Annotated in this window: 22 protein-coding genes and 3 pseudogenes; 14 read left to right on the forward strand and 11 right to left on the reverse strand. The window is 68.2% G+C overall.

The features are described from left to right. Positions 1–247 precede the first annotated feature (247 nt). From ACFCZF_RS27775 to ACFCZF_RS27785, 3 genes and pseudogenes are all read left to right on the forward strand, one after another. A complete protein-coding gene (locus ACFCZF_RS27775; RefSeq protein WP_376673937.1) occupies positions 248–1,117 on the forward strand; it encodes a hypothetical protein in 870 nt (289 codons plus the stop codon). 154 nt (positions 1,118–1,271) lie between these two features. After that, a pseudogene (locus ACFCZF_RS27780) lies at positions 1,272–1,955 on the forward strand (tyrosine-type recombinase/integrase). Beyond that, a complete protein-coding gene (locus tag ACFCZF_RS27785; RefSeq protein WP_376673938.1) occupies positions 1,955–3,784 on the forward strand; it encodes a tyrosine-type recombinase/integrase in 1,830 nt (609 codons plus the stop codon). The pseudogene ACFCZF_RS27780 and the gene ACFCZF_RS27785 overlap by 1 nt, the downstream one beginning before the upstream one ends. Positions 3,785–3,911: 127 nt before the next feature. Here ACFCZF_RS27785 and ACFCZF_RS27790 read toward each other — a convergent pair whose 3' ends face one another. Beyond that, positions 3,912–4,646: an ASCH domain-containing protein gene (locus tag ACFCZF_RS27790; RefSeq protein WP_376673939.1), complete on the reverse strand. Its 735-nt coding sequence runs from the start codon at positions 4,644–4,646 to the stop codon at positions 3,912–3,914. Between the two features lie 333 nt (positions 4,647–4,979). Between ACFCZF_RS27790 and ACFCZF_RS27795 the strand changes: the two genes are divergently transcribed. Next, positions 4,980–5,741 carry a hypothetical protein gene (locus ACFCZF_RS27795; protein WP_376673992.1) on the forward strand — a complete coding sequence of 254 codons (762 nt, stop codon included), beginning with the start codon at positions 4,980–4,982 and terminating at the stop codon, positions 5,739–5,741. Here ACFCZF_RS27795 and ACFCZF_RS27800 read toward each other — a convergent pair. The 8 genes and pseudogenes from ACFCZF_RS27800 to ACFCZF_RS27835 all read right to left on the reverse strand — a co-directional run. Continuing rightward, a pseudogene (locus ACFCZF_RS27800) lies at positions 5,737–6,887 on the reverse strand (IS3 family transposase); the annotation flags it as partial. The gene ACFCZF_RS27795 and the pseudogene ACFCZF_RS27800 overlap by 5 nt on opposite strands. A gap of 369 nt (positions 6,888–7,256) precedes the next feature. Beyond that, positions 7,257–7,465: pseudogene (locus tag ACFCZF_RS27805) on the reverse strand (S-(hydroxymethyl)mycothiol dehydrogenase); the annotation flags it as partial. Between the two features lie 67 nt (positions 7,466–7,532). Next, the gene (locus ACFCZF_RS27810; RefSeq protein WP_376673940.1) at positions 7,533–7,928 is read right to left on the reverse strand and encodes a nuclear transport factor 2 family protein; all 396 of its coding nucleotides are present in this window, start codon (positions 7,926–7,928) and stop codon (positions 7,533–7,535) included. 61 nt (positions 7,929–7,989) lie between these two features. Further along, positions 7,990–9,108 carry a cytochrome P450 gene (locus ACFCZF_RS27815; RefSeq protein WP_376673941.1) on the reverse strand — a complete coding sequence of 373 codons (1,119 nt, stop codon included), beginning with the start codon at positions 9,106–9,108 and terminating at the stop codon, positions 7,990–7,992. Between the two features lie 10 nt (positions 9,109–9,118). Beyond that, positions 9,119–9,439 carry a hypothetical protein gene (locus ACFCZF_RS27820; RefSeq protein WP_376673942.1) on the reverse strand — a complete coding sequence of 107 codons (321 nt, stop codon included), beginning with the start codon at positions 9,437–9,439 and terminating at the stop codon, positions 9,119–9,121. 225 nt (positions 9,440–9,664) lie between these two features. Beyond that, positions 9,665–11,140: an amidohydrolase family protein gene (locus ACFCZF_RS27825; protein WP_376673943.1), complete on the reverse strand. Its 1,476-nt coding sequence runs from the start codon at positions 11,138–11,140 to the stop codon at positions 9,665–9,667. Further along, positions 11,053–11,463, reverse strand: a complete 411-nt coding sequence (locus ACFCZF_RS27830; protein ID WP_376673944.1) for an ATP-binding cassette domain-containing protein — start codon at positions 11,461–11,463, stop codon at positions 11,053–11,055. Before ACFCZF_RS27830 ends, ACFCZF_RS27825 begins: the two co-directional genes overlap by 88 nt. Next, positions 11,394–11,705 (reverse strand): ATP-binding cassette domain-containing protein, encoded by a 312-nt coding sequence (locus ACFCZF_RS27835; protein WP_376673945.1) that lies wholly within the window; start codon positions 11,703–11,705, stop codon positions 11,394–11,396. The genes ACFCZF_RS27830 and ACFCZF_RS27835 overlap by 70 nt, the downstream gene beginning before the upstream one ends. Before the next feature lie 531 nt (positions 11,706–12,236). Here ACFCZF_RS27835 and ACFCZF_RS27840 point away from each other — a divergent pair. From ACFCZF_RS27840 to ACFCZF_RS27860, 5 genes are all read left to right on the forward strand, one after another. Further along, entirely contained in the window at positions 12,237–13,199 is a 963-nt protein-coding gene (locus tag ACFCZF_RS27840; protein ID WP_376673946.1) for a PDR/VanB family oxidoreductase, read from the forward strand. A gap of 241 nt (positions 13,200–13,440) precedes the next feature. Next, positions 13,441–15,048: a helix-turn-helix domain-containing protein gene (locus ACFCZF_RS27845; protein WP_376673947.1), complete on the forward strand. Its 1,608-nt coding sequence runs from the start codon at positions 13,441–13,443 to the stop codon at positions 15,046–15,048. Between the two features lie 115 nt (positions 15,049–15,163). Then, positions 15,164–16,237 carry a DUF917 domain-containing protein gene (locus ACFCZF_RS27850; RefSeq protein WP_376673948.1) on the forward strand — a complete coding sequence of 358 codons (1,074 nt, stop codon included), beginning with the start codon at positions 15,164–15,166 and terminating at the stop codon, positions 16,235–16,237. After that, positions 16,234–17,790 (forward strand): hydantoinase/oxoprolinase family protein, encoded by a 1,557-nt coding sequence (locus ACFCZF_RS27855; protein ID WP_376673949.1) that lies wholly within the window; start codon positions 16,234–16,236, stop codon positions 17,788–17,790. The genes ACFCZF_RS27850 and ACFCZF_RS27855 overlap by 4 nt, the downstream gene beginning before the upstream one ends. Before the next feature lie 38 nt (positions 17,791–17,828). Continuing rightward, positions 17,829–18,212, forward strand: a complete 384-nt coding sequence (locus ACFCZF_RS27860) for a nuclear transport factor 2 family protein (RefSeq protein ID WP_376673950.1) — start codon at positions 17,829–17,831, stop codon at positions 18,210–18,212. A 104-nt stretch (positions 18,213–18,316) separates the two neighbouring features. On the opposite strand, the gene ACFCZF_RS27865 is transcribed toward ACFCZF_RS27860, so the two are convergent. Both ACFCZF_RS27865 and ACFCZF_RS27870 read right to left on the reverse strand, forming a co-directional pair. After that, positions 18,317–18,610 carry a hypothetical protein gene (locus ACFCZF_RS27865; RefSeq protein WP_376673951.1) on the reverse strand — a complete coding sequence of 98 codons (294 nt, stop codon included), beginning with the start codon at positions 18,608–18,610 and terminating at the stop codon, positions 18,317–18,319. Positions 18,611–18,718: 108 nt separating this feature from the next. Then, the gene (locus ACFCZF_RS27870; RefSeq protein ID WP_376673952.1) at positions 18,719–19,231 is read right to left on the reverse strand and encodes a transposase; all 513 of its coding nucleotides are present in this window, start codon (positions 19,229–19,231) and stop codon (positions 18,719–18,721) included. A 220-nt stretch (positions 19,232–19,451) separates the two neighbouring features. Between ACFCZF_RS27870 and paaN the strand changes: the two genes are divergently transcribed. The 5 genes from paaN to ACFCZF_RS27895 are packed head-to-tail and all read left to right on the forward strand — an operon-like array spanning position 19,452 to position 24,771. Next, positions 19,452–21,167 (forward strand): phenylacetic acid degradation protein PaaN, encoded by a 1,716-nt coding sequence (gene paaN, locus ACFCZF_RS27875; protein ID WP_376673953.1) that lies wholly within the window; start codon positions 19,452–19,454, stop codon positions 21,165–21,167. Continuing rightward, complete coding sequence (locus tag ACFCZF_RS27880; protein WP_376673954.1) at positions 21,160–22,368, forward strand: thiolase family protein; 1,209 nt, start codon at positions 21,160–21,162, stop codon at positions 22,366–22,368. The genes paaN and ACFCZF_RS27880 overlap by 8 nt, the downstream gene beginning before the upstream one ends. Continuing rightward, positions 22,365–23,114, forward strand: a complete 750-nt coding sequence (locus ACFCZF_RS27885) for an enoyl-CoA hydratase/isomerase family protein (protein WP_376673955.1) — start codon at positions 22,365–22,367, stop codon at positions 23,112–23,114. The genes ACFCZF_RS27880 and ACFCZF_RS27885 overlap by 4 nt, the downstream gene beginning before the upstream one ends. Next, positions 23,111–23,965 carry a 3-hydroxyacyl-CoA dehydrogenase family protein gene (locus tag ACFCZF_RS27890; RefSeq protein WP_376673956.1) on the forward strand — a complete coding sequence of 285 codons (855 nt, stop codon included), beginning with the start codon at positions 23,111–23,113 and terminating at the stop codon, positions 23,963–23,965. The genes ACFCZF_RS27885 and ACFCZF_RS27890 overlap by 4 nt, the downstream gene beginning before the upstream one ends. Further along, positions 23,956–24,771: an enoyl-CoA hydratase/isomerase family protein gene (locus ACFCZF_RS27895; RefSeq protein ID WP_376673957.1), complete on the forward strand. Its 816-nt coding sequence runs from the start codon at positions 23,956–23,958 to the stop codon at positions 24,769–24,771. Before ACFCZF_RS27890 ends, ACFCZF_RS27895 begins: the two co-directional genes overlap by 10 nt. Positions 24,772–24,805 lie beyond the last annotated feature (34 nt).

Below are 24,805 nucleotides of genomic sequence, written 5' to 3' on the forward strand. Positions count from 1 at the left end.
TGATGCCGGCCGATTCCCCAGGGGGACGCCCGTCACGGATGGGGATGCCGGTCGTGGACTTGGCTTGTAGATCTTCGCCGTGTCGGGTGGTCTGTTCGACCGATAGATCCTTTTTGTGTCTTGGTGGAGATCCCCCGGGGCATGCCGGTGCCGGGTGAGGGTCCGGGCTACTCGGAGTCACTGGCGTCCCTCGACCAGCGAGCCGGGAGCCCGGCGGACGATCCGGATGGCGAGAAGAACCTTCAGCGTGACGCACATCGTGGAGATCTACGTTCACTGGTACGCGGGCCGCTCGAAGACGCAGTTGTCGGCGTCGCTCGGGCTGGACCGCAAGACGATCAGGAAGTACCTGGCGCCGGCCGAGGCCGCAGGGATGGCCCCGGGCGGGCCGCCCATGAGCGAGACCGACTGGCAGAAGCTGATCAGGAACTGGTTCCCGGATCAGGCCAACAGGCGGTTGAATCAGCTGACTTGGCCCGAGATCGAACAGCACCGTGACCACGTCCTGGAACTGCTGAACACTTGCACAGTGACGACGATTCATCAGCGGCTGCGGGACGAGCACAAGCTGAAGGCGTCGTTGACGGCGTTTCGCCGGTGGGTTCACGAGAATCTGCCCGACGAGGCGGCCCGCTCGAAGGTCACGGTGCTGCGGGAGAACGTGGAGCCGGGCTCGGAGGCCCAGATCGACTACGGTTTCCTGGGGCAGTGGGTGAATCCAAACACCGGAAAGCGGCACCGGATCTGGGCGTTCGTGATGGTGCTGCCCGCCTCGCGGCGCATGTTCGTCCGTCCGGTCGCTCACATGGACCAGCACGCCTGGACGCAAGCACACGTCGAGGCATTCCGGTTCTTCGGAGGTTATGTGGGTGACAACTCTTCCGCGATCCCACATTGCCGGTCAGGATGGTCGCTTCCGTCGAGGAGCCCGGATGGCCTGGCAGCCGCAGTTGGTACGACGCGTCGACGCCGCGGGGAACACCGCGCCATCGCTGGGGCACGCCCTGGTCGACGACTATCTGGAGTTCGTTGCGGCACGCTGCCGGCCGAACACCCTGCTGGCGACCGCCTACGACCTGAAGGTCTTCTTCTCGGTGGTGCCCAAGGAGCCGGCTGACGTCGTCACCGCTGACGTCTTCGCGTTCATCACCGCGCAGAAGAAGCCGAGGCGGGCACCGAAGGTCGTCCGGCTCGAAGACGGTGAAGCAGGACTCTCGGCTCGGACCATCAAGCGCCGACTCGCCAGCGTCTCCGGGCTGTTCGGCTACCTCATGACCCGCGACGACCTGGCCATTGATCGCAACCCGGTGCCGACGGGGCTGGCCAACCGCCGCCGCAGCGGCAACCGCGGGGCACCGCTCCTGCGTACGCCCCGGACTCTCCCGCGCGTCCTCGGACCGGCTGAGGTCGAGACGGTGCTCGGCGCGGTGAACACCGCACGGGATAGGGCCATGGTCCTGGCGATGCTGCTCGGCGGGCTGCGCCGCTGCGAGGTACTCGGCCTGCGGCTGGGCGACCTCTCACCAGGCGAACGTCGGGTCTTCATCAGCGAGGGCAAGGGCGGCCACCAGCGCTTGATACCCGTCTCCGCGCAGTTCTTCAGCGCGGTCGGCGGCTATCTGGACCGCGAGCGTCCACCCGTCGACCACGATCGGCTGTTCGTGGTGCTGCGCGGGCCCACACGCGGCTGACCGCTCTCCGCCGATGGTCTGGATGAGATTCTCGATGGTGTCCGGAAGCGAACCGGACTATCGAGGCTGACCTGTCATCAGCTCCGCCACACCTGCCTGACCCGGCTGCGGGAGGCGGGCATGGCCCTGGAAGCGGTACAGGCCCAGGCCGGACACCGCTCCATCGAGTCGACCCGGATCTACATCCACCTGGCGAACAGCTGGCTGGTCGAGCAGTACCTTCAGGCCAGTGCCGCCATCGACGCCGACCGGGCGGAGTCCTGATGCGCCGGGCCCGCGCCGCCGCCCTGTCGATCGTGCGCCCGGACCTTGTCGAGTGCTACCTCGCCCACCGGGCCGCGCAGGGCATGAACACCGACCACAAGGTCCGCTGGGGCGCCCGAGTCCTACTCGCCGCAGTGCCCGACCTCGACGACTTCCGCAAGCTGCCGCTGGAACGCCAGCTTGCTTTCAACCACGAGACGCACCGGTTCATCAGCTGGCTGGCGGTCACCGGACGCATGCAGCCGGGCGCCGACTACCTGGTCGCCCGGCGTCCGAGGCTGGGCATCGTGCTCGCACGCACCGAGCCAGAACTGCACCTGCGGTTCATGGAGACCGCCCGCACACTGGGCTTCCGCGACACGGTGGCCATGACCCAGTTCAACCTGCTGGCCCACTTCATCGCCCTGTTCGGACAGCAGCCGGACCAGCTGCAACAGAGCGACTGGGACCAGGGACGCCGCCTGCTGCTGGAGGCGGCCCGCCGCATCCCCAATCGCGGCGTCAAGGCCCTCTCGACCGCCCTGTTCAACCTGGAAGCGACGCTCTTCCACTGCGAGTTGACCGACCAGCTCCCACGCCGTCGCTCCCCGGACCACGCCGACATGCGCGCCCGCGAGTGGGCCCGCGTCCCTGCCGGGCTGGCGGACACGATGCAGCCTTATCTGCAGCAGATCGCCGGGACGCTGCGGCCGGGAACTGTGAAGAACACTGAGCTGACACTGCGGGAGTTCGCCCTCCTGGTGGCCGCCGAGGACACGGCCGTGACCTGCGTCGCGGAGCTCAAGCGGCGGCACGTCGAACGCTACCGGCAGTGGCTGCTTGAGCGGCCGGCCGCCCGCGGAGGACCGTTGCACCGGCACACCGTCCGCGACCGGCTCAGCAAACTCCGCGGCTTCTTCGGCCGCCTGGATGAGTGGGATGCCGCCGACCGGCCGCCCCGCCAGCTGGTCTTCGACAGCGACTTCCCGATCGCGGACGAACCACTGCCTCGCTTCCTCGATGACGCCGCGGCCGCCAAACTGCTGGCCGCTGCCCGCCAGGACTCTGACCCGTTCACCCGGCTGGCAATCGAGATCCTCGCCCGCACCGGGATGCGCCGCAGCGAGATGCTCGGCCTCACCGTCGACGCGGTCGTGCAGATCGGCTCCGCCTACTGGCTCCGCGTCCCGGTCGGCAAGATGCACACCGACCGCTACGTCCCCCTGCACCCGCAGTTGAAGACGCTGCTGGACGACTGGCTGCTGCACCGCCCCGAGGGCCTGCGCTCGAACCTGCTGTTCACCGATCACGGCCGCCCGGTCAATGCCTCCCGCATTGAGGCCGCGGTCCGCAAGGCAGCCGAGCGGGCTGGCCTCGGCCGGGTCACCCCACACCAGCTCCGGCATACTCTGGCCACCCAGGCGATCAACCGGGGCATGTCGCTGGAGGCCATCGCCGCATTGCTTGGACATAAGTCGCTGTCCATGACCCGTGTTTACGCCCGGATCGCCGACCGCACCGGCGCCGACGAATACTTCGCCGTCTCGGAGAAGGTTGAGGCACTCTACGACGCACCGCGTCAGCTGCCGGCCAATGCCGAGGGAACGGAGATGGCCAAGCTCCGCCGGGAGATGCATCGCCGGATGCTCGGCAACGGCTACTGCGCTCGCCCCATCGAGATGGACTGCCACTTCGAGTCGATCTGTGAATCGTGCACATTCTTCGTCACCACGATCGAGTTCCGGCCCACCCTCGAACGCCAGCGAGACGACGCGGCAGCGAAGGGACAAGTCACACGCGAGCAGATCTTCGACGGACTCCTCAGCAGACTCGATGGAGAAGCGTCCTGACAGCCCCTTTCAAGCTGAACGATCCGGCCAGCTGTGATGTAACGCCGATATCAACAAAGGGGCGCCCGATGGGATCGCAAGGCTTCCGCACTGCGATCCCATCGGGCATGGAGCTATCCACGCTGCATCACTCCACGGCGTCAGGCGCTTCGACCGTAAACGTCACAAATTCGACTTCGGCATCAGAAGGCAGGCCGGGATAGTGGACCTGGAGGCCCTTCTTGAGCTGGTCGATGCTCGTGAAGCCATCGAGCCGAGCCTGTTCGGCGGTTAGGCGATCGAGCCGGTAGCGTTCGACGCTGGTGACGGTGCCCTCCAACGTGCGGGGGGCTTCGTCTTCCTCGAAGAGGAAGATCGCGGGACCTGGCGCGATCGGATCTTCATAGCGGACGGTGGAGGTCTTCCGTGCGGTGGCGATGTCTTCGTAGTAGCGCTTGTTGAACCGAACAATTCGACGCGCATCCGCATCGGGATAGAAGTAGGTATCCGGCAGAAGCCTCCGGATCGGGCGCAGTGCCGGTCCGTCGTCTGTCGGTACGGCGACGAAGACGTCGGGATGGAGGTCGAGAAGCGCTTGCCGGCAGCGGCCGCACGGCGGGATCAGGCCGCGACCCCGATCTCCCGCGGCGGCGATTGTGACGAGCGGGCCGGCTCCCGCTGCTGCGGCGGCACCGAGCACGACGAGCTCGGCGCACGGTCCGCCGGTGAAGTGGTAGACGTTGACCGCCTCATGGATCCTGCCGGCCGTGTCCATCGCCGCTGCGGCCACGGTGTGGTTCGGGTCGCTTCCGAGGGAAACTGCGAGCCGTTCCGCAGCCTCGATGACGCGGCGCTCGGAGTCGAAGAGCTTGATGGAGACCATGGCGCCGACCCTAGATCGACCCAGCCGGACTCCTCGACACAATTGTTCTCATGAAGCTTGCCCTCAGCGTGGTCGGCGGCTTGACATCGAGACCCGCATATCGGAGGTGTCCCGCGGCGGCTGGTCCCGGACAATCTCAAGACCGGCGTCGACAAGCCTGACCTCTATGACCCGAAGACTAACAAGTCGTATGCCGAACTCGCGTTCTACTACGGGGCGTTGGTGGATCCAGCTCGCGCTCTGAAGCCGAAGGACAAGCCCAGAGTCGAGCGGCCCATGCCCTACGTCCGAGACTCCTACTGGCGCGGGCGGACGTTCACCTCACTGGAGCACATGCAGGCCGAGGCTCTGCTCTGGTCCAAGAACGTCGCAGGTCAGCGACAGTGTCGCCCGCTGGGCGGCGCCGCTCCGCTGTCGGTGTTCGATTTGGTCGAGGCGCCGGTGCTGCTGCCGCTGCCCGATGCGCCGTTCGTGCTGGCCCGCTGGTCGACGGCGACGGTCGGCCCGGACATCCACGTCAAGGTCGGCCGCACTCTCTACTCGGTGCCCTGGAAGCTGATCGGCCGCAAGGTCGACGTCCGCTCCACCGCCACGATGGTGCAGGTGTTCCACGAGAGAGAGCTGGTCAAGACTCATGCGGCGCTCCAGCAGGTAAAACGCACCGACAAGAGCGACTATCCGCCCGAGAAGATCGCTTTTCAGATGCGGACGCCGATCTGGTGCCGCGGCCAGGCATCGCAGGTCGGAGACGCCTGCCGTCAGGTGATCGACCAACTCCTGGAGGTCAACGCCCTCTACCGGCTCCGGGCTGCCCAGGGGGTTCTCGGACTGCGCAAGAAGTACGGCGACACCAGACTCGAAGCCGCCTGCCGCAAGGCGATCACCGTCGGCGATCCGTCCTACCGGACCGTCAAGGGCATCCTGGTCGCCGGCACCGAGACCGACCCGGAACCAGAGACCGGCGACGCCGGAGCCTCAGCCTTCCTGCACGGGCCCGAGGGCCTGTTCGCCACCGCCGTCCCCACCCAGATCTCCGACGGCCTCCGCGACGACCAGGGACACGCCGACGCCGGCACCGAGGAGGCCGACCGGTGAGCGTGATGACCACCGCCCTGCGCGACTCGCTCAAGATCCTGCAGCTGTCCGGCATGCTCGAGACCCTCGATGCCCGCCTCACCCAGGCCCAGGGCGGCGAGCTCGGACACCTCGACTTCCTCCAGGTCCTCTGCCAGGACGAGATCACCCGCCGCGAGTCCGTCGCGCTGGAGCCGATCGCGCTCATGGACTAGGTGACGCCCGCTTCGCGGCAGGCGTCGGCGAAGGCCCGGCTGCAGTACTGGGCCCCGTGATCGCTGTGGAAGACGGCGCCGGCGAGGCTGCCGCGGGTCCGTTCGGCCGCATGCAGGGCGTCGATGACGAGGTCGGCCCGCATGTGGTCGGCGACCGCCCACCCCGTCAGGCGCCGCGAGGCGAGGTTGATCACGGTCGCGAGATAGCGGGCCTTCCCGCCGGCCAGGGGAAGGTAGGTGATGTCGCCGACGTACTTCGTGTTCGCCTGGCCCGCAGTGAAGTCGCGGCCGATCAGGTCCGGGACCTTCGCCGCGACCGGGTCGGGGACGGTGGTGCGGTGCCTGCGCCGCAGGCGGAGCCCGACCAGCCCGATCGTCTGCATGATCCGGGCGACGCGCTTGTGATTCACCACCTCGCCGTTCTCCCGGAGTTCGGCGGTGATCCTGGGAACGCCCCAGGTGTCGTCCGAGGCCCGATGAACCGTGCGTATCCGGGCAGCGAGCTTCGCGTCGGCGGCCTGGCGGGCCGCTCGCACGGCCGCTGTCCTGCGCCAGTAGTAGAAGCTCGAGCGGGCGATGCCGAGGATGGTGCATAGCCGCTTAACGCCGTAGCGGCGCTGGTGGTCAGCGACGAACTGGAAGCGGTTCACCAGCGCGTCTCCCCGGCGAAATACTTCGCAGCCTTCCGCAGGATCTCGCGTTCTTCCTCCAGCTCACGGACCTTCTTGCGCAGCGCGGCGTTCTCCGCCTCCAGCGGTGTGGGCGGCTCGGCGGGTGTCTCCGCACGGCGTCCCCGCGGCCGGCTCGCACCGGCCGCCCGAACCCAGTTCCGCAGGGTTTCCGGGTTGATGCCCAGATCGGCAGCGACCTGCCGGATCGTCGCCTCGGGTCGCGACTGGTACAGCGCGACCGCGTCCGCCTTGAACTGCGGCGGGTAATGCTTCATGACCACGAGATGTCCGTTCTGAGATCCTCAGGATCCAGTGTCTCGTGTGTCCAAGATCAGGGGTCAAGGCCCGGCGTCCCCACCGCGTACGGCCGTGCGTTGTGCGAGCACGCCAGGACCATCGACCGTGAACTGGCCCGGGCCGAACGCCGGATCCGGGACCTGGCCACCGGCCACGACGAGGCGCTGGCCGTGGGTACGACGACGGGCGGCGCCGCCTCGCTCGCCGCTTCTGCCGTGTGCCGGCTGATGGAGAGCCGTCCCGGGCTCGGCATCCGCCTGCACGAGGACGTCTCGGCCATGGCAAGCCCGGTTCGAACGGCTCGTCACCTCGGAACGTTCCCGCTGGACGGCGGCATCTGGGACATCGGCCGCCGACCGAAGGACCTCGCCGTGACGCGTGCGCTCGAATCGCTCTCCGGCGTCGTCCAGGACGGTGGTCTCGGCGACAAAGGCGTGCAGGTCCAGACGGCCCTGCAGATAGAGGCCGACGAGCATCGGGAAGCCGCGGGATGATAGGCAGTGGCCGTACCAGGACGAGTTCAATGCCCGGCCCGGCCGAAGACGCCCAGCAGGGGCAGTTGCGGCCTGCGTGGCAGACATGCAGGGACGTCGGCCACGCGGGGATGTCGTGTGGCTGCAGAGGTCAGGTCACTCGGCGGCAGCCATCACTTCCCCGCCGATGGAGAGGTGCGAATGGACGACCTTCCAAAAATCCCCGAACCGCTGCAGGACAACGGAGAATCGTGCGCTGACGACGCGGCCGTCCGGAACCGTGAACTTGGGGAAGTCCACCAGCCAGGCGAAGTCGTTATGCATGATCCCTGTGGGCTGCGACTCGATGCGCTGAGCGGTCTGCGGGACCTCGCGCATGCGGGCGAGGAAGTCCCTCAGCGAGTCGTGGACCCCAGGCGGGATGGCTATCGAGAACGCAAGGACCCCGTTCTCGGCGAAGGAAAGCCGCTCGACGGTGTCGGCGTCCCGGTTGGTGAACGCAATCAGATAGTCCCGTGCCACCTCGACGAGCTCGTCAGACGCGACGGCCATGGTCAGACTCCTCTTGATTCTCTTCGAGATTTCTTCGATGTACCAACACGGAGCATGTCCGTCACCAGCTGACCAAGAGCTTGTCGACGCCGTAGATTGTCGAGTCCGGACGCGCCCGCAACTCGTCGACATCCGTCGCCAACGTGAGGTTCGGGAACCGCTGCGCCAGCCTTGACAGCGCGACCCGCAGCTCCAACCGGGCCAGTTGCTGCCCCAGGCACTGAAAGGCACCGTAGCCGAAGCCGAGGTGCCGGACGGAGCCGCGATTCAGGTCCAAGGTGTCCGGCGACTCGAAGTGCGCCGGGTCCCGGTCCGCAGAGGCCAGCGACACAATGATCTTCTCCCCTGCGGCCACCGGCTGTCCGCCGACCTTGGTGTCCTCCGCTGCGACGCGCAGCAGGCCGAACTCAACGATCGACACGTAGCGCAACAGCTCTTCGACCGTACGGTCGATTGACTCCGGGTGGTCCCGGACCGAAGCCCACTGGTCGGGATGCGTCAGCAGCGCCAGCGTGCCGAGACCGATCATGTTGGCCGTGGTCTCGTGGCCGGCGATCAGCAGCAGGTTCCCGAGTCCCAGGATCTCCTCGACCTTCAGCGGCACGCCGTCCTCGGGGACGGCCTGGATGAGACCGCTGATCAGGGCATCGTCCGGGTTACGGCGCTTCTCCTCGACGAGCCCCCGCATGTACATCCCGAGGAACCTGATCGCGCCGAGCTTCTCGCTTTTCGGGATGTCGAGGTTCAGGGTCTCGATACGGGACTTGAACTCTGCCCGGTCCGCCGGGGGAATGCCCAGGAGGTCACAGATCACGATGGCGGGGATGGCGAAGGCGAACTCCTCCATCAGGTCAACCGGCGGCCCCTGCGACTCCATTGCATCAAGGCACTCCTCCACGAGCGCTTCAATCTGCGGCAGCAGCGACCTCATACGCCGCACGGTGAACTGTCCCTGGAGCATGCCCCGGTAGCGCGTGTGGTCTGGCGGGTCCATGGCCATCGAGGTGGGGGCGATCCCGGCATCCCACAACTCCTCGTCGGTGATCCGCTCAGTGCTGACGGCGTTGTTGAAGCCCCGTCGCTCCACGGTGAAGGCGGGGTTGGTCAGCACGGCGGCAACATCGTCGTACCGGCTGACCAGCCACCCCTCATCTCCGTCTGGCAATGCCAGGCGGCTCACCGGCGCCTCTTCACGAAGGCGTGAGTAGTCGCTGGGGGGATCGAGCAGGGACAGCCGCGTGCGCGGCAGCGGCTGTGAGGGGATGTGAGTCAACGCAATTCTCCTTGGCTGGGATCATGAGATTGACAGCGATGCACAAAGTCTTTGACTGCTTGATGAGCCGGCCCACCGTGTCGGCCGCGGCCTGCGGGGCCCATTGCGCGATGACGTCGGCCTTCTGTTGGATCATCAACCGGGTGTTGCTCATCGCGGTGGCCGCGTCGAACTTGTTGTCGAAGGTGTCCACCGTCGAGTCGTCACGCTGCGCCACCTTGGTCAGTCCGGTACCCACCTGCGCGAGGATGGGCGCGGAGTTGATGAGCGCACCGAAGCCGGTCGTGATGCTTTGGGACCCGCGGCGGAGTCGTTAGCTCCGCCTGAAGGACAGGCTGTACACAACGCGGGCGTCGCGCCGATGGCGACGGCCATCGAATGTCTGGGCTTGTTCGTGGTTCGCTCCTTGGGGTCTGGGTGGTGGAGAGCTCTGCGACTCGTGACGCGGGAACCCGTTCGGAGATCAAGGCGACCCTCGGCGCAGCGGCCGGCCGGGCAGGACGTCGAGCTGGAGCTCTCCGCCCCTGACAAGCGGCGTACCGGCTACCAGCAGATGACGGACACCGGTGGACGGCCGGATGGGGTCGAGGTATGTCGCGTTGTCAGTCACAGCCACTGGGTCGAGGATGACCAGATCGGCGTCGGCCCCGGGGGCCAGCCTGCCCTTGCGCTCCGCACCCGGGACGAAGTCCGCGAGAAGCTGCGCAGGCAGCCACGAGCAGCGCCGGAACGCCTCGTGCCAGCTCCAGGCGCCTGTCTCACGCACCATTGTTCGTAGCGTCTTGGCGAACGTGCCTGCCGTCCGCGGATGGGTCATGGTCCCTGATGGCGGCGGCCAGGCGTACGGGTCGTCAGCGCCCGCCGGCGTAGCGAGCGGGATGGCGTCGCTGGCGACGATCGAATCGTCAAAGGCGAGGGCGCGGTCAAGAATGTGCCGGTCTCCGGGATCGCGTTCGTCGAGGAACTCCACGATGCAGGGCGCGGCAGGATCCACCTCGCGGAGCTCTGCCAGGCGCCGGGCGTCGGCCACCCGCTCGCCCGAACTCAGCATCACCACACGCGTGGGCTGCAGCCCCCAGGCGGTCAGCCGGTCGGGTGCGAGGAATGCGGCTCCGACAGCGGTGCTGCCCGAGCCGTAGGGGTAGGACTCCACGGTGACCCGGGCCCCGGCGGCCGTTGCCGCGTCCAGTGTGGCCAGCACCCGGTCGACGTGCCGGCGTGAGGTCGCGTTGACGTGGCAGTGGTGCAGAGCGGCACCGGTCTCCAAGGCGGCCCGGACGAGCTCCGTTGGGCCGTCCACCGGGGTCGCCGGGTCGATCTCGACGAGTTCACGGACGTGGCTGAACACGGGGACCCCGCTGCGGCTGGCCAGCGCCGCCACCTGGATGAACTCCTCGGGTGGTGTGGCCGGTGCGTAGCCCTGGAGGACGCCGATGCCGAGGGCCCCTGAGGCGAGCTCGCGCTCGAGGAGACGCAACCATGCATTGAGCTCGCCCGGCGACGATGCGCGCTGCCAGCGGGGGTCTCCGATCAGAGCGAAGGTGCTCCCGATCGTTGCGTCCGGTTTACGCGCTGTCAGCGCCCAGCCACGGGCCGCCGACCAGGACGCGGAGAATCCGTAGTGCAGGGGGCGCCCCTCCGCCGCCGCCTTGGCGTATGCCCGGTCGACCGGCGACAGGCCTGCCTCCAGGTCAAGCGAAGTGGTGACTCCATCCATCGCTTGCAACCGCTGGCCCTGGATGGATTGGGCGTGACTGTGCAGGTCGATCAGGCCCGGGCCGACGACAAGGCCGCGCGCGTCGATCTCCCGCTCCGTGTCGTCGGCGGGATGCTCATCGATGACCGCCGTGATCACATCATTGTCGATGACGACATCGGCGATCTGGTCGGTCCCTGTGGCCGGGTCGACCACCCGACCACCGCGGATGACTGTTCGCACGGTTCCTCCGGGCTACTGGATGGATCAGGGTAGGGGTGGCGGCTACATCCGCGATGGGTATGACTTGCCGTCCGGGACAGGACAGCGGTGGGTTCATCAAGCAGCAGTACCCGCGCTTCGCGCGCAAGCGGCTTCACTATCTCGACCAGCTGTGCCTCGGCCGGGGACAGACTGCTCACCGGCGCGGAGAGCAGCTCGCCGATGCCCAGTTCTTCCGCGAAGGGGCGTTCGTGTTCGCGCGGGGCACGCTGCGTCACCATCCCGGCGGGACGAGATGGGCCGTCCGAGCAGGATGTTCTCGGCCACCGAGCGCTGCAGGACATATGCGAACTCTTGCGGGATCAGGACCAAGCCGGCCCGCAGGGCGTGGCGACCGTAGCCTGAGCTGTTCCCCGTCCCGCTCGAGCGCGCCCCGGTCGGGATGGACCGCACCGGTCAGGCTCTTCAGCAGGGTCGACTTGCCGGCGCCGTTCTCCCCCAGCACGGCGAGCGCCTCGCCCGACTCCGAGGCTGACAACGCGCGGGGCGCGGGTGTCGCCGTACGCCTTCGATATATGTATGACACGCAGCATCGTGACCACCTCCCAGCTCACGGCCCGTCTTCGACTGCGACGCACATCCCGCACGGGGCGTGATGTAGACCACGTGGACGATTTGACCAGCAGGGCGATCGCCCAACAAGAGGCAGTCTGCACAGTCGAGCCTTGGCCGCCGTGCAGAATGACTGTCGAGAGACGGCATGCCGCGTCCGTATCGGATCGATCGCGAGCCACGTCGCTTCGGGTCGGCAATGCGGGAACAAATCGCCCTGGGACCGCCCGTTCGACCTACGCCGATACTCAATGGGCACTTCGCCCGTCACCTGAGCCTAGATGGGGCGCATTGCCCACTGACTCGAGCAGAGACCCGTGCTTCCCTTCCCGTTGGGAAGCAAACAAGACCCTGCGCTTTCGCGACATCAAGACGTCGATGAGGCGGCGAGGGGGGTTGGATCCATCATCCGACTGGCCGCCCAAGTCCGACGCCTTCGGGGCGTACGCGTCGGTGAACGGTGAGATCGTCCGCGGACTTCGCGGCCCACGAACGGAGTTCTATCGTGCCCAGCACTCACGACGAGGTCGATCTGCGGCTACGAGTCGCCCGGCGAGCCGTCGGCTCGGAGGGCGTTGTCATCCTCGAGTTGCGTGACCCGGTGGGCGCCGACCTGCCAGGCTGGTCTCCGGGCGCCCACATCGATCTCCGGCTGCCGGACGGCTCGGCCCGTCAGTACTCGCTGTGTGGGGACCCGGCCGACCGGACGGCGTGGCGCATCGGCGTTCTGCGTGAACCCGAGAGCCGCGGCGGGTCCCAGCACATCCATGAGATGTTGCACGAAGGCGCCGATGTCGACATCCGAGGTTTGCGGAACCACTTCCCTTTCGTGGCCTCGCCTCGTTACCTCTTCATCGCCGGAGGTATCGGCATCACCCCGGTCCTCCCTATGATCAACGCCGCCGAGGCGGCCGGGGCGGAATGGGAACTGCACTACGGCGGCCGCAGTCGGCGTTCCATGGCCTTTCTCGAATCGCTCGAGGAGCTCGCTGGCAATCGGGTCACGGTGTATTCACAAGACGAGGTCGGTCACATCGAGCTCGACCGCATACTCCAGGAGCCACGGCCAGATACGTCCGTCTACTGCTGCGGTCCCGAGCCCTTGCTCGCGGCGGTGGAGAGGCACTGCGCGACATGGCCCGAGGGGTCGCTGCACGTCGAGAGGTTCGCCCCGAAGGACATCGGCGAGCCCGTGTTGAATGGCTCGTTCGAGGTTGAACTGAGCCAGAGCGGCTTGTCCCTCACCGTGCCGCCCGACAAGTCCGTTCTGCAGGTCATCGAGGAGGCCGGTGTCTTCGTGACCGCCTCCTGCCTGGAAGGAACGTGCGGCACGTGCGAGACACCTGTCTTGGAGGGCGTGGTGGACCATCGGGACTCGCTGTTGACGCCAGCAGAGCAAGCGGCCAACGACACCATGTTCATCTGCGTCTCCCGGGCCGGATGCTCCCGACTGCTCCTCGAGCTGTAGCCGGCACTGCAAGAGTGAGCCGCTCGCGGACGCGCAAGCCTCGTCCTTGGGCAGATCCAGCTCCGCCCGGACCTCGGTGACGCTCGGAACTGACTGCGACGGAGACCCGTTTCTCCTCGTCCGGGGCAAGCGACTGGGCACTCTGCAAGACCGCACACCGCAGACGGTGCATGATGTCCACCGACGGTGTTTTTTGCGCCCCCCGGGCCTCGGCCCGTCGGCCGATGACGAGGAGCGTCTCATGTCTGTGCGGGGCAGTGGGCTCGACCTGACGCAGGTCCTCGCGCTCGACTTCTTCCCTCCGCACGTCCTGCTCGGAGGGGCGGCGGGGCTCGGCGATGTGGTCGCCACCGTCGTCGGCGCGACCGATGTCCATCAACTCGAGAACACCCCGCCTGGTGCGCTGGTGGTGTTTCCGCGGGAGCACCTGCCTCTGGAAGAGCCCCAAGCGGACATCGCCCTCCGGTTGGCCAGGAGCAGCGATGCCGCCGGGATCGTTGCCGAGCAGCCGCCCGGGCGGCTGCCGATGGCTACGGTGCGCCTCGCCGACAAGTTCCGCGTTCCGTTGATCGCGGTGCCCGAACTGGATCCGCACCGTCTCACCACCGATCTCGATGCCTTCATCCGGGCACCCGAGATGGAGGCGATGAGATCGCTGCGGAATCTCATCGATCGGATCGGCGCCTCCCACAACGACGAGGCGGAGCTTCTACGGGGGTTGCGCGCGGCGCTGGGTGGGCCAGTCGCTGTGATCAACGCCGCGGGTCGGGTGCTCGGCGGGGAGGATAACGCGCTCAGGGGGGCAGACCCGGGCGAGATCGAGCGCGTGTGTTCGCGTGACCAGCCGATCACGCGTGACGTATCAGCGGCCGACGGGGACACCGTCCATCTGCAGCCGGCCCTGCCACCGTGGCGGACAGCGGCGGACCTCTGGCTCGCCGCGCGGGTACCGATCTCCTCCACCATGGACACGCGGGTCGTCCGGCAGGTCCTGACGGTCGCGTCGCTCGCATTCGGCGCGCAGTTCTCGAGGACGGCACTGGCAGCCGAACGAGAGAACCGAGAGCGGGCACTGCTCCTCAGCAAGATCATTGAGGAGTCCGACTCGCCTCGGCGCGACACCATCGAGCGAGCAGCCACCCTGAACTGGCGCCTCTCAGGTTGGCACATGGCGGTGCAGGTGTCGGTGGCACATCACCGCAACGCCCGACTGTCCCCGCAGGTGATCCCGGACGTCGAGAGCGCACTCGCCCGGCAAGGGATCCCGACGACCATGGTGGAGAAACCTGACGGATGGGTGTTCTGGGTGACGCAGGAGGCCGAGCCCCATGCGACAGAGACGCTCGACCTCACCCGCCGGGTCCGCCGAGCGCTGCTGGAAGCCGGTCGGGGTCACCCGAACGTTCGGTTGAGCGCGGGCGTGGGCCGGCCGCATTCGGGCACCGCGGGTATCGACCTTTCCCTCAGGGAGGCACGCAACGGATGCCTGCTGGCCAGGACCTCCGAGACCCCGGCAGCGGTCGAGCACGTCGATGCGATGAATGTCCGCCGGCTGATGACGAGTTGGTACAACTCCGAGCCTGTGCGCGAGACGGCGGAGCAGTTCCTCGCCCCCTTGCTGGAAGCCGATCCGTCTGGCGAACTGGTGCACACGCTGCGGTGCTACCTCGACCACGAGTCCTCGGCGACTACGAGCGCGGTCGTGCTGGGCATCCACCGCAACACGGTGATCCAACGCCTGACCCGCATTCGGGCGCTCCTGCCGCTGGATCTCAGCCGGCCCGACGAGCGGCTCGTGGCCCACCTGGCGACCCGCGGCACAGGGCTTGGTCAGGATTCCGGCACCTGAGCGCCCAGCAAGGTGGGCACTTCGCCCGGCGGCCCCCGGCTCTCAGGGCAGGCTGACCACTGACGTGAGCCAGCGCACGTGATTGCCTGATCTCCGGACAGCCGAGGAGGAACACGTGTTTCACATCGATCACGACGACGTCGATGACCTGGCACTCGGGTCCTACGTCGTCGGCACCGGCGGCGGCGGCGACGCGTCGCTGGCCAAGATCATGCTCCACGAGGCGATCGATCAGAACGGCCCGGTTCGGGTCGTGGACGCTGCTGATCTCGATCCCGAGGGGCTGCTTCTGCCCATCGCGGTCATCGGCGCCGGTGTCGGCTTCGCCGAGAAGCTGCTCAACGGGGCCGAGGCCGAGCGCGCGCTGACCCTTCTGGAGCGGCATCTCGACCGGCGAGGGGTCGCCATCCTGCCGATGGAGGTCGGCGGCGTGAACACGCTGTTTCCGCTCGTAGTCGCCGCGCGGCTGGGCCTGCCGTGCGTGGATGCGGACTCCATGCGCCGCGCGTTCCCGCGCCTGGAGATGACCGTGTTCACCCTCGCCGGCATCCCTGCCTCTCCATGCATCCTCGTCGACGCCAAGGGCAACACGGTCCTCGCGGAGACGGTCGACAATACGGCGGCCGAGAGCTTCGCCCGCTCCACCGTGGTCGCGATGGGCATGTTCGGCGTGATGAGCGCCTACGCCGTGACCGCGAAGCAATGCCTTGAGTACGGGATCCAGCACTCGCTCTCCTACGCGCTCGAGCTAGGCCGGCACGTCAGCGCGATCCAACGGGGCGAGCCGGATGCCTATGACCAGCTTCTGCGGTTCGCCGACGCGCAGATCCTGTTCACCGGCAAGGTCGCCGACATCGAGCGCCGCGTGTCCGGAGGGTGGACCAAGGGGACCGTCACACTCGAGCACCTCGGCGATCCCAAGCGGACGATGCGCGTCGACATCCAGAACGAGAACCTGATCGCCTTTGAGGACGGTGAGGCGATCATCACCACCCCCGACCTGATCACCTTCCTCGACGTCGAGACCGGCATCCCCATGACGACCGAATCGCTGGCCTACGGCCAGCGCCTGCACGTCATCGGCATGCCGGCACACGACCTGTGGCGCACACCGGCCGGCATCGAACTGTCCGGGCCGCGGACCTTCGGCTACGACATCGACTACGTGCCCTTCGGAGGCAACGCATGACCACCATCCGGATCGGCCTCGATGTCGGCGGCACCCACACCGATGCCGCCGCCATCGATGATCACGGAACCGTGCTGGCGTGGCACAAGACCGCCACCACCGCTGAGGTCCATCTCGGCATCGGCCAGGCCGTCCGCGGCGTACTGGACGGCCTGGATCGATCCGCCGTGCGCCAGGTCATGCTGGGTACGACGCATGCGCTGAACGCGCTGATCCGTCGACGCGGACTCGGCCGAGTCGGCATCCTCCGCATCGGGGCACCGGCCACGTTGGCGATCTCGCCGCTGTCGGGCTGGCCGAAAGAGCTCGCCGACGCCGTGCGTGGTCCGGTCGCGGTGGTGCGCGGCGGCCACGAGTACGACGGCACCGAATTCATGCCGCTCGACGAGGACGCCGTCCGGGATTTCGCATACGCCTGCCGCACCGGCGTGGACGCCATCGCGCTGACCGCCGTAGGTGCGCCCGTGCGACCGCAGCACGAAGAATGGGCTGCGCAGATCGTGGCGGAGGCCGTCGGCCAAGCCGTCCCCATCACCCTCGGCAGCGAGGTCGCCGGCACCGGCATCATCGAACGCGAGAACACCGCCGTCCTCAACGCCGCCCTGCACTCCATCGGCCGGGAGATCGTCGAAGGTCTCGTCCGCATCCTGAGCGAGCTCGATCTGACCGCGGAGATCTACCTCACCCAGAACGACGGCACCCTGCTCGGCGCCGAGGAGGCGGTGCGGCGGCCGATCCTGACGGTGGGCTCGGGGCCGACCAACTCCATGCGCGGAGCGGCCTACCTCTCGCGCCTGTCCGACGCGATCGTCATGGACGTCGGCGGGACGTCGACCGACGTCGGCCTGCTCGTCGACGGCTTCCCGCGGACGTCTGCCCACAACGTGGAGATCGGGGGCGTCCGGACCAACTTCCGCATGCCCGACCTCATCTCGATCGGCCTCGGCGGTGGCAGCCTCGTCCGCACGGACCCCGAGCTCACTATCGGTCCCGACAGTGTCGGGTATCTCCTGACGGAACGAGGGCTGGCGTTCGGCGGCGACACGCTGACTCTGACGGACGTGTCGGTGGCCGAGGGCCGGATCAAGCTCGGCGACCACGCGGTTGACGAGCTGGTACCGGCCAACGTCCGAAAGGCGGCCGTGGCCTGGGTCGACAAGAGCATGCACGTTCTCACCGACCGCATCAAGGCATCCCGGGCCGACATTCCGCTCGTCGCCGTGGGCGGCGGCGCCCACCTGGTCCCCGACAGCATCGAAGGCGTCAGCGAGGTGGTGCGGCTCGAGCACGCCGGCGTGGCCAACGCCATCGGTGCCGCCATCGCCGAGGCGTCCGGAACCGTCGACCGCAACTTCGTCTACAGCCAGTCCAGCCGTGAGCAGTGCCTCGAGCAGGCCAAGGAGTTCGCCCGCGAGGCGGCGATCCGGGCCGGCGCCGATCCGAAGAAGCTGCGCATCACCACGGTGACCGAGGTCCCGATGACCTACATGCCGGGCGACTGTGCCCGCGTCATCGTCAGGGCCGTCGGCCCCCTGGTCATCGTCACCGACTGATCCCTTGCACCAGCGCGCACCCACGAGGAGAGACCACCATGGAGAAGGCACCAGCCGAACTCGTCGACCTGGCGAGGGCCTGGATCGCTGCTGGGCACGCCCGGGATGTCGACCTGATGGAGCGCCTCTCGGCGACTCCCGAGGGGGGCGCGGTCTTCTGCGTCGCCTCCTCCCCCGACTCCAACCTGACTCTGCGCGGACTTCTGGACCACCTCAAGGAATACCCGCCGTGCGAGCCCGTGGGCTCGAACCCGAGCGGCTTCGTGGAGGGCGACGTTGCCTGGCTGTTCGACAACCCGAAGATCCTGATCCCCGGCGAGGAAGGCGCGTCCATCCGCATCACCGTCGTCCTCCGCCGCACCATCGACGGCTGGCGCGTGGTCCACGGTCACCTTTCCGAAGGCGTCGCCCACCTCGAGTGACGGCCACGACCTGTTGAGCGACGCTGCAGGTGTGCATGAAGGCGACGTTCTGGTTGTCGAGGGGATGGGCTGAAACGACCCCGGCGGCCGTCAGGCCGCCGGGGTCATGGTGAACGTGGTGTCGCTTTCGTCGTAACTCTGTCGCGTGTGTCTCGGTGATGGCGGTGCGGGTGGAGGACTCGTCGACGATGCCCTTCTCCTCGGGTGAAGGCGGCGATGAGGGACTGCCAGGCGATGTTGCTGATCCAGCGGGGCAGGCCGCGGCTGGTGAGGTGGATCAGCTCGACGGCGTCGTCGGAGAACAGGGTGTCCCCGCGTCCGGCGATCGTGATGTGGTGCTTGATGTAGCTGGCGGTCTCCTCCTTCGTCATGGTCGGCATCTGGTAGCTGATCGCCATCCGCTGGTCCAGGTGTCGGCGTACACGTGAACGTGGCCCTGGCAAGATATCCGTGATGCGGGGGTGTGCCACCGTGCGCCGATGACGCTCCGTCACGGGTAGCGGCCGTCATAGCAGGGCCACGAGGATGACACGGTGGCGGAGCAACGGGACACCTGCGCGGCCGGACATGATCCGGTTCTGGAGCTTCAGGTCGGTGATGCGGCCTTCGTTGACGCCAGAGTTGAACGGGGTGGTAATGCCCTGTACGACTGCGGGCTGGTCCTCGCGGATGACGTTGGCCAGGCTGGCCAGGGCCGGGAGGCGGGAGCGGGATAGTTGCTCGAGCCAGTGCGCCAGCGGGCGGGCGTCGCGGATGTCGAGCATGGCAGCGAACTGACGCACCAGGTCGTGGGTTCGTGCCAGTTCCGGGCAGTGGTCGAGCAGCCGCCGGAGGGCCTCGGCGGTGTGGAGGTCGCGTCGGGATGGTGCGGTGATGATCCAGCGGGTGACCTGACGAGGTGAGGGCGGTCGCTCGCGTGGGGTGTCGATCGGCAGGCCGCGGCGTAATGGTGCGATGGCCATCTTGACCCGTTGGTAGTGGCCGGCGTAGCCCTTGGCGGAGATCTCTTGGTGCAGCACCGTCGCGGTGTGCTCGCCCTCCTCCCAGCGCTGCCGCAGGTACTGCAGGTATGGATCAAGACTCCGTCACCACCGAATGTGGGGCAGGGCCGTTCGCTACACCGACCCGTGCCACGTCGCGTGTGGTCTTCACCACCCTTGCCGCCCGACCGAACGTTCGGTTAGGTTCGGAGCGGCCAAGTAACTCAGCATCCGAGGTACCTGTCAAGAGGTGGAGTTCATGCCGAATCACCGCTCGGAACGACCTGATTTCTTCGTCCGTCACCAGGAGTTGCTGGCCCGGGCCGTCACCGCCGTGGGCGAGCGCGGCTACTGGTCGCCCTACCCGGAGTCACCCAGCACCTTGGTGTATGGAGTGGGGGCGCCGGAGGAGGGGAAGGCGGCGTTCAAGGCACACCTGGGGCAGGCGTTTCTCCTGCCCGGCCATGCCGGCAGCACTTCGCCGGTTGCCTGTGAGGAGGTCTCGCCCTACGGCTTCGCCCTGGGAATCTCCTACCCGCACCTTACGCCGGCGGAAGCGGTCGCCGTGGCCAAGGCAGCCGCCCCCGCCTGGCGTGATGCGGACCCCGATGATCGTGCCGGAGTGGCGGCGGAGATCCTGTCACGCCTGAACGCCGCGAGCTTCGAGATTGCCCACGCCGTGCAGCACACCACCGGTCAGCCCTTCGTGATGGCCTTTCAGGCCGGTGGGCCCCACGCCCAGGACCGTGGGCTGGAGGCGGTGGCGTACGCCTGGGCGGAGCAGAAACGCCACCCGGCGACCGCGCGCTGGAGCAAGCCCCAGCGCAAGGGGGAGCCGATCGTGATGGAGAAGACCTTCACGCCGGTGGGCCGCGGTGTCGCCCTGCTCATCGCGTGTAACACATTCCCCACGTGGAACGGCTATCCGGGCCTCTTCGCAAGTCTGGTCACCGGCAACCCGGTGATCGTCAAGCCTCACCCACGGGCTGTTCTGCCGCTCGCGCTCACGGTACGCATCGCCCGGGAGGTCCTGGCCGAGGCAGGCTACGACCCCAACGTGGTGCTGCTGGCCGCAGAGGACTCGTTCGGGCGCGTCGCCGCCGAACTGGCCGTCCACCCGGATGTGAAGATCGTGGACTTCACCGGGTCGAGCGAGTTCGGCAACTGGCTGGAGGACAACGCTCGCCAAGCCGCCGTCTACACCGAGAAGGCCGGACTGAACACGGTCGTGGTGGACTCCACCGACGACTACCAAGGTCTGCTGCGCAACCTGGCGTTCTCCCTGTCCCTGTACAGCGGCCAGATGTGCACCACGCCGCAGAACCTGCTGGTGCCGCGCGACGGGATCGCCACCGACCAGGGGCCGCGCACGGCAGCGGAATTCGCCGCCGACCTGGGGACGGCACTGGACAAGCTGCTCGGCGACCCGCAGCGCGCGGCCGGCGCCCTGGGAGCGATCGTCAGCGACGCGGTGAGCAAGCGTCTTGAGGAGGCAGCCACGGTGGGCAAGACCGTGCACGCCCCTCGGACGCTGGCCCATCCCGAGTACGCGGACGCGTGCGTCCGCACTCCGCTGGTGGCGCTGCTGGACGCGGACGGTGACGCCGAGACCTACACCCGTGAGTGGTTCGGACCCGTCTCGTTCGTCATCGCCACCGACTCCACCAGCCACAGTCTGCGGCTGCTGCACGACACCATCCGCCGGCACGGCGCGCTGACCGCGACGGTTCACTCGCGCGAGGAGTACGTGCTGCAAGCGGCGCGGGCCGCCGCCCTGGACGCGGGCGTGCACCTGTCGGAGAACCTCACCGGCCCCGTCTTCGCCAACCAGTCCGCCGCGTTCAGCGACTTCCACGGCACCAGCGCCAACCCGGCCGCCTCGGCCGCTCTGACCGACCCGGCGTTCGTCACCGGCCGTTTCACCGTCCTGCAGTCCCGCCGCCACCTGCCTGCTCAGGAGAAGACCCATGTCTGACGAAGCCGTGTACCTGGTCGACGGAGCACGTACCCCCCAGGGACGCTACGGCGGTGCTCTGGCCTCCGTGCGACCGGACGACCTTGCCGCCCTGGTGATCGGCGAGGCGGTGCGGCGGGCCAATATTCCCGCCGACGCGGTCGACGAGGTCATCCTCGGCGCGGCGAACCAGGCCGGTGAGGACAACCGTGACGTGGCCCGGATGGCCGTCCTGCTGGCCGGGCTGCCGTACACGGTGCCCGGCTACACGGTCAACCGGCTGTGCGCCTCGGGCCTGACTGCTGTCGCCTCCGCTGCCCAGGCGGTCCGCTCCGGGGAGGCCGACCTGGTCGTCGCGGGCGGGGTGGAGTCGATGACTCGGGCGCCCTGGGTGATGGCCAAGCCGGGTACCCCCTGGGCCAAGCCCGGAGAGGTGCACGACACCTCACTGGGCTGGCGCTTCACCAATGCGCGCTTTACCGCCGCCGACCGGGAGCACCCCGACGCACCGGTCACCCTGTCCATGGGCGAGACCGCTGAAGAGGTCGCCGCCCTGGACGGCATCACCCGGGCCGAATCCGACGCCTTCGCGCTGCGCAGCCATCAGCGGGCCGTCGCCGCGCAAGAAGCCGGGCGCTTCGACCGGGAGATCGTCGCGGCGCCCGTCAAGGACGGTGAGGTCATCCGCGACGAGGGACCGCGTCCCTCCACCACCCTGGACAAGCTCGCTGGGCTGCGGACCATCTTCCGTGCCGACGGCATCGTCACCGCCGGCTCCGCCTCTCCGCTGTCCGACGGGGCCTGTGCTCTGGTCGTGGCAAGCAGCTCGGCCGTCAAAAGGCACGGCCTCACCCCGAGAGCGCGGATCGTCACCTCGGCCTCAGCCGGCGTGCAGCCCCATCTGATGGGGCTGGGCCCGGTCCCCGCCACGGCGAAGGCCCTGGCCCGCGCCGGCTGGGACAGCGGTGGTCTGGATGCCATCGAGATCAACGAGGCGTTCGCCGCCCAGGCCCTGGCCGTCACGCGCAGGCTGAAGCTCGACGAGGACAAGGTCAACGCCGACGGCGGCGCGATCGCGCTCGGCCACCCGCTCGGCTGCTCCGGTGCCCGCATCCTGCTGACCCTCCTGGGCCGCCTGGAGCGCGAAGACGCCCGCCGGGGGCTGGCCACCCTGTGCGTGGGAGTCGGCCAGGGCGTCGCCATGCTGGTGGAGCGGGTGTGAACACGCTCTTCGCAACACTCCGGGTGGACGAGCGCGACGACCGCGTGGTCGTGACACTGAACCGTCCCGAGGCCCGCAACGCGATCAGCGGTCGGATGATCAGCGAACTGCACCGGGTGTGCGACCTGCTCGAAGACCAGCCCCGGCTGCTCCTGCTCACCGGAGAGGGCGGTGTCTTCGCCGGCGGCGCCGACATCGCCGAACTCCTTCGGCGCGGCCGCGACGAAGCGCTGCAAGGCATCAACAGCCGACTGTTCGAGCGGGTCCGCAGACTGCCGATGCCCACACTGGCCGCGGTCGACGGCTGGGCGCTGGGCGGCGGCGCCGAACTCGCGTACGCCTGCGACCTGCGCATGGCGAGCCCCCAGGCGGTCTTCGGCAATCCCGAGCCCGGCCTGGGAATCCTCGCCGCGGCCGGCGCATGCTGGCGGCTGAGCGAACTGGTCGGCGAGTCGGTGGCCAAGCAGGTCCTGCTCGCCGGACGAAACCTGGAAGCTGCGGACGCGCTCGCGGTCGGACTGGTCATCGACGTCGTACCGGCAGCCGAACTGCTCACCCAGGCGCACGCCCTCCTGGACCGGATGGCCCGCTCCTCCGCCACCGCACTGCGGCTGACCAAACTCGTCGTCGACTCACCCGGCGCGCACCCGGTCGCCGACGACCTCGCCCAGGCCGTGCTGTTCGAGGGAACCGACAAGAAGGAGCGCATGACGCGTTTCCTTGAGCGCAAGAGGAGTCAGACATGAGCACCGCGCCCCAGACGGTCGCAGTGATCGGAGGCGGCAGAATGGGCGCCGGCATCGCCCAGACCTTCGCCGCCGCCGGATCGGCCCTGACCGTCATCGAGAGCAACGAGCAGGCTGCCACCGAGGCGCGGGAACGGATCGCCGCCAGCCTCGCACGCGCCGCTGAGAAGGGCCGGCTCAACGAGCCCGCCGAGGACATACTGGGCCGGATCGTTCTGATCGGATCGGTGGAAGAACTGCCCGCCGGCGTGGACCTGCTGATCGAGGCCGTGCCCGAGGACGCGGCACTCAAGGCCCGTCTGCTCGCGTCCGCCGAGAAGGCAGTGGGAGAAAGGACCGTCCTCGCCACCAACACCAGCTCCCTGTCCGTCACCGAACTCGGAGCCGCGCTCAGTCGGCCGGGCCGTTTCCTGGGCATGCACTTCTTCAACCCCGTGCCCGCCTCCGAGCTCATCGAGCTGGTCGTCGCACCGACCACCACCGACGAGACCCTGCAGGCAGCACTGGCCTGGACACGGGCACTGGACAAGAAGGACGTCGTCGTCAAGGACTCACCCGGATTCGCCAGCAGCAGGCTCGGAGTCGCGCTCGGCCTGGAGGCGATCTGGATGGTCCAGGAAGGCGTCGCCGAACCCGAAGCCATCGACACCGCGATGCAGCTGGGCTACAAGCACCCCATGGGGCCGCTGCGACTGACCGACCTGGTCGGCCTGGACGTGCGCCTGGCCATCGCCGATCACCTGCATGCCATCCTCGGCGAGCGCTTCGCGCCTCCTCCACTCCTCCGTGAGAAGGTCGCCCGCGGCGAGCTGGGCCGCAAGAGCGGACAGGGGTTCTACACATGGCACTGAACACCCCGGACGCCGTCGCTCATCACGTGAGCTACAGAGCCGACGAGGGCGTAGCCGTGATCGGACTGCACCGCCCCGGCGCCGGCAACGCACTGGACACCACGATGCGGCGCGGGCTCCTCGACGCCGTCCAGCGGCTGCACGGGGACGGGGACGCCGTGCGGGCGGTCCTCCTCACCGCTGAGGGAAAGTCCTTCTGCGTCGGCCAGGACCTCAAGGAGCACGCGCAGGCGCTGGGGGACCGGCCCGACTCGGCCTTCGACAGCCTGCCCCACGAGTACAACCCCCTGGTGCGGGCGCTGCACGAGATACCGCAGCCCGTCGTCGTCGCGATCGAGGGCGCCTGCGTGGGAGCGGGTCTCGCCCTGGCGCTGTGCGCCGATCTGCGGGTCGCCGCGGAAGGAGCCCGCTTCGCCACCGCGTTCACCGGCATCGCGCTGGCCGCGGACAGCGGCTTGAGCGCCACCCTCACCCAAGCGGTGGGGCCCTCCCGCGCGGCCGGCCTGTTCCTGCTGGGCGACCGCTTTACAGCCTCCGACGCCCTGGACTGGGGCCTGGTGCACCGCGTCGTCGCCGACGGCAGGGCCGACGAGGAAGCGATGACGCTGGCCCGCCGTCTCGCACACGGGCCCACACGCGCGTACCACCAGGTCAAGCAACTGCTGCGCGGCAACCCCGGCCATGACCTGGAACGTGCACTCGCCTCCGAGACCGTGGCACAGGACCTGCTGGGCGCCACAGAGGATCACCGCCACGCCGTCACCGCGTTCCTCGAGCGCCGCACGCCCGACTTCCAGGGACGCTGATCACCCCCTTTCCCCTGTGCCGCATGGCGCGGGG

Origin of the sequence: Streptomyces sp. NPDC056296 (assembly GCF_042268605.1) — a bacterium.
Classification (GTDB): domain Bacteria; phylum Actinomycetota; class Actinomycetes; order Streptomycetales; family Streptomycetaceae; genus Streptomyces.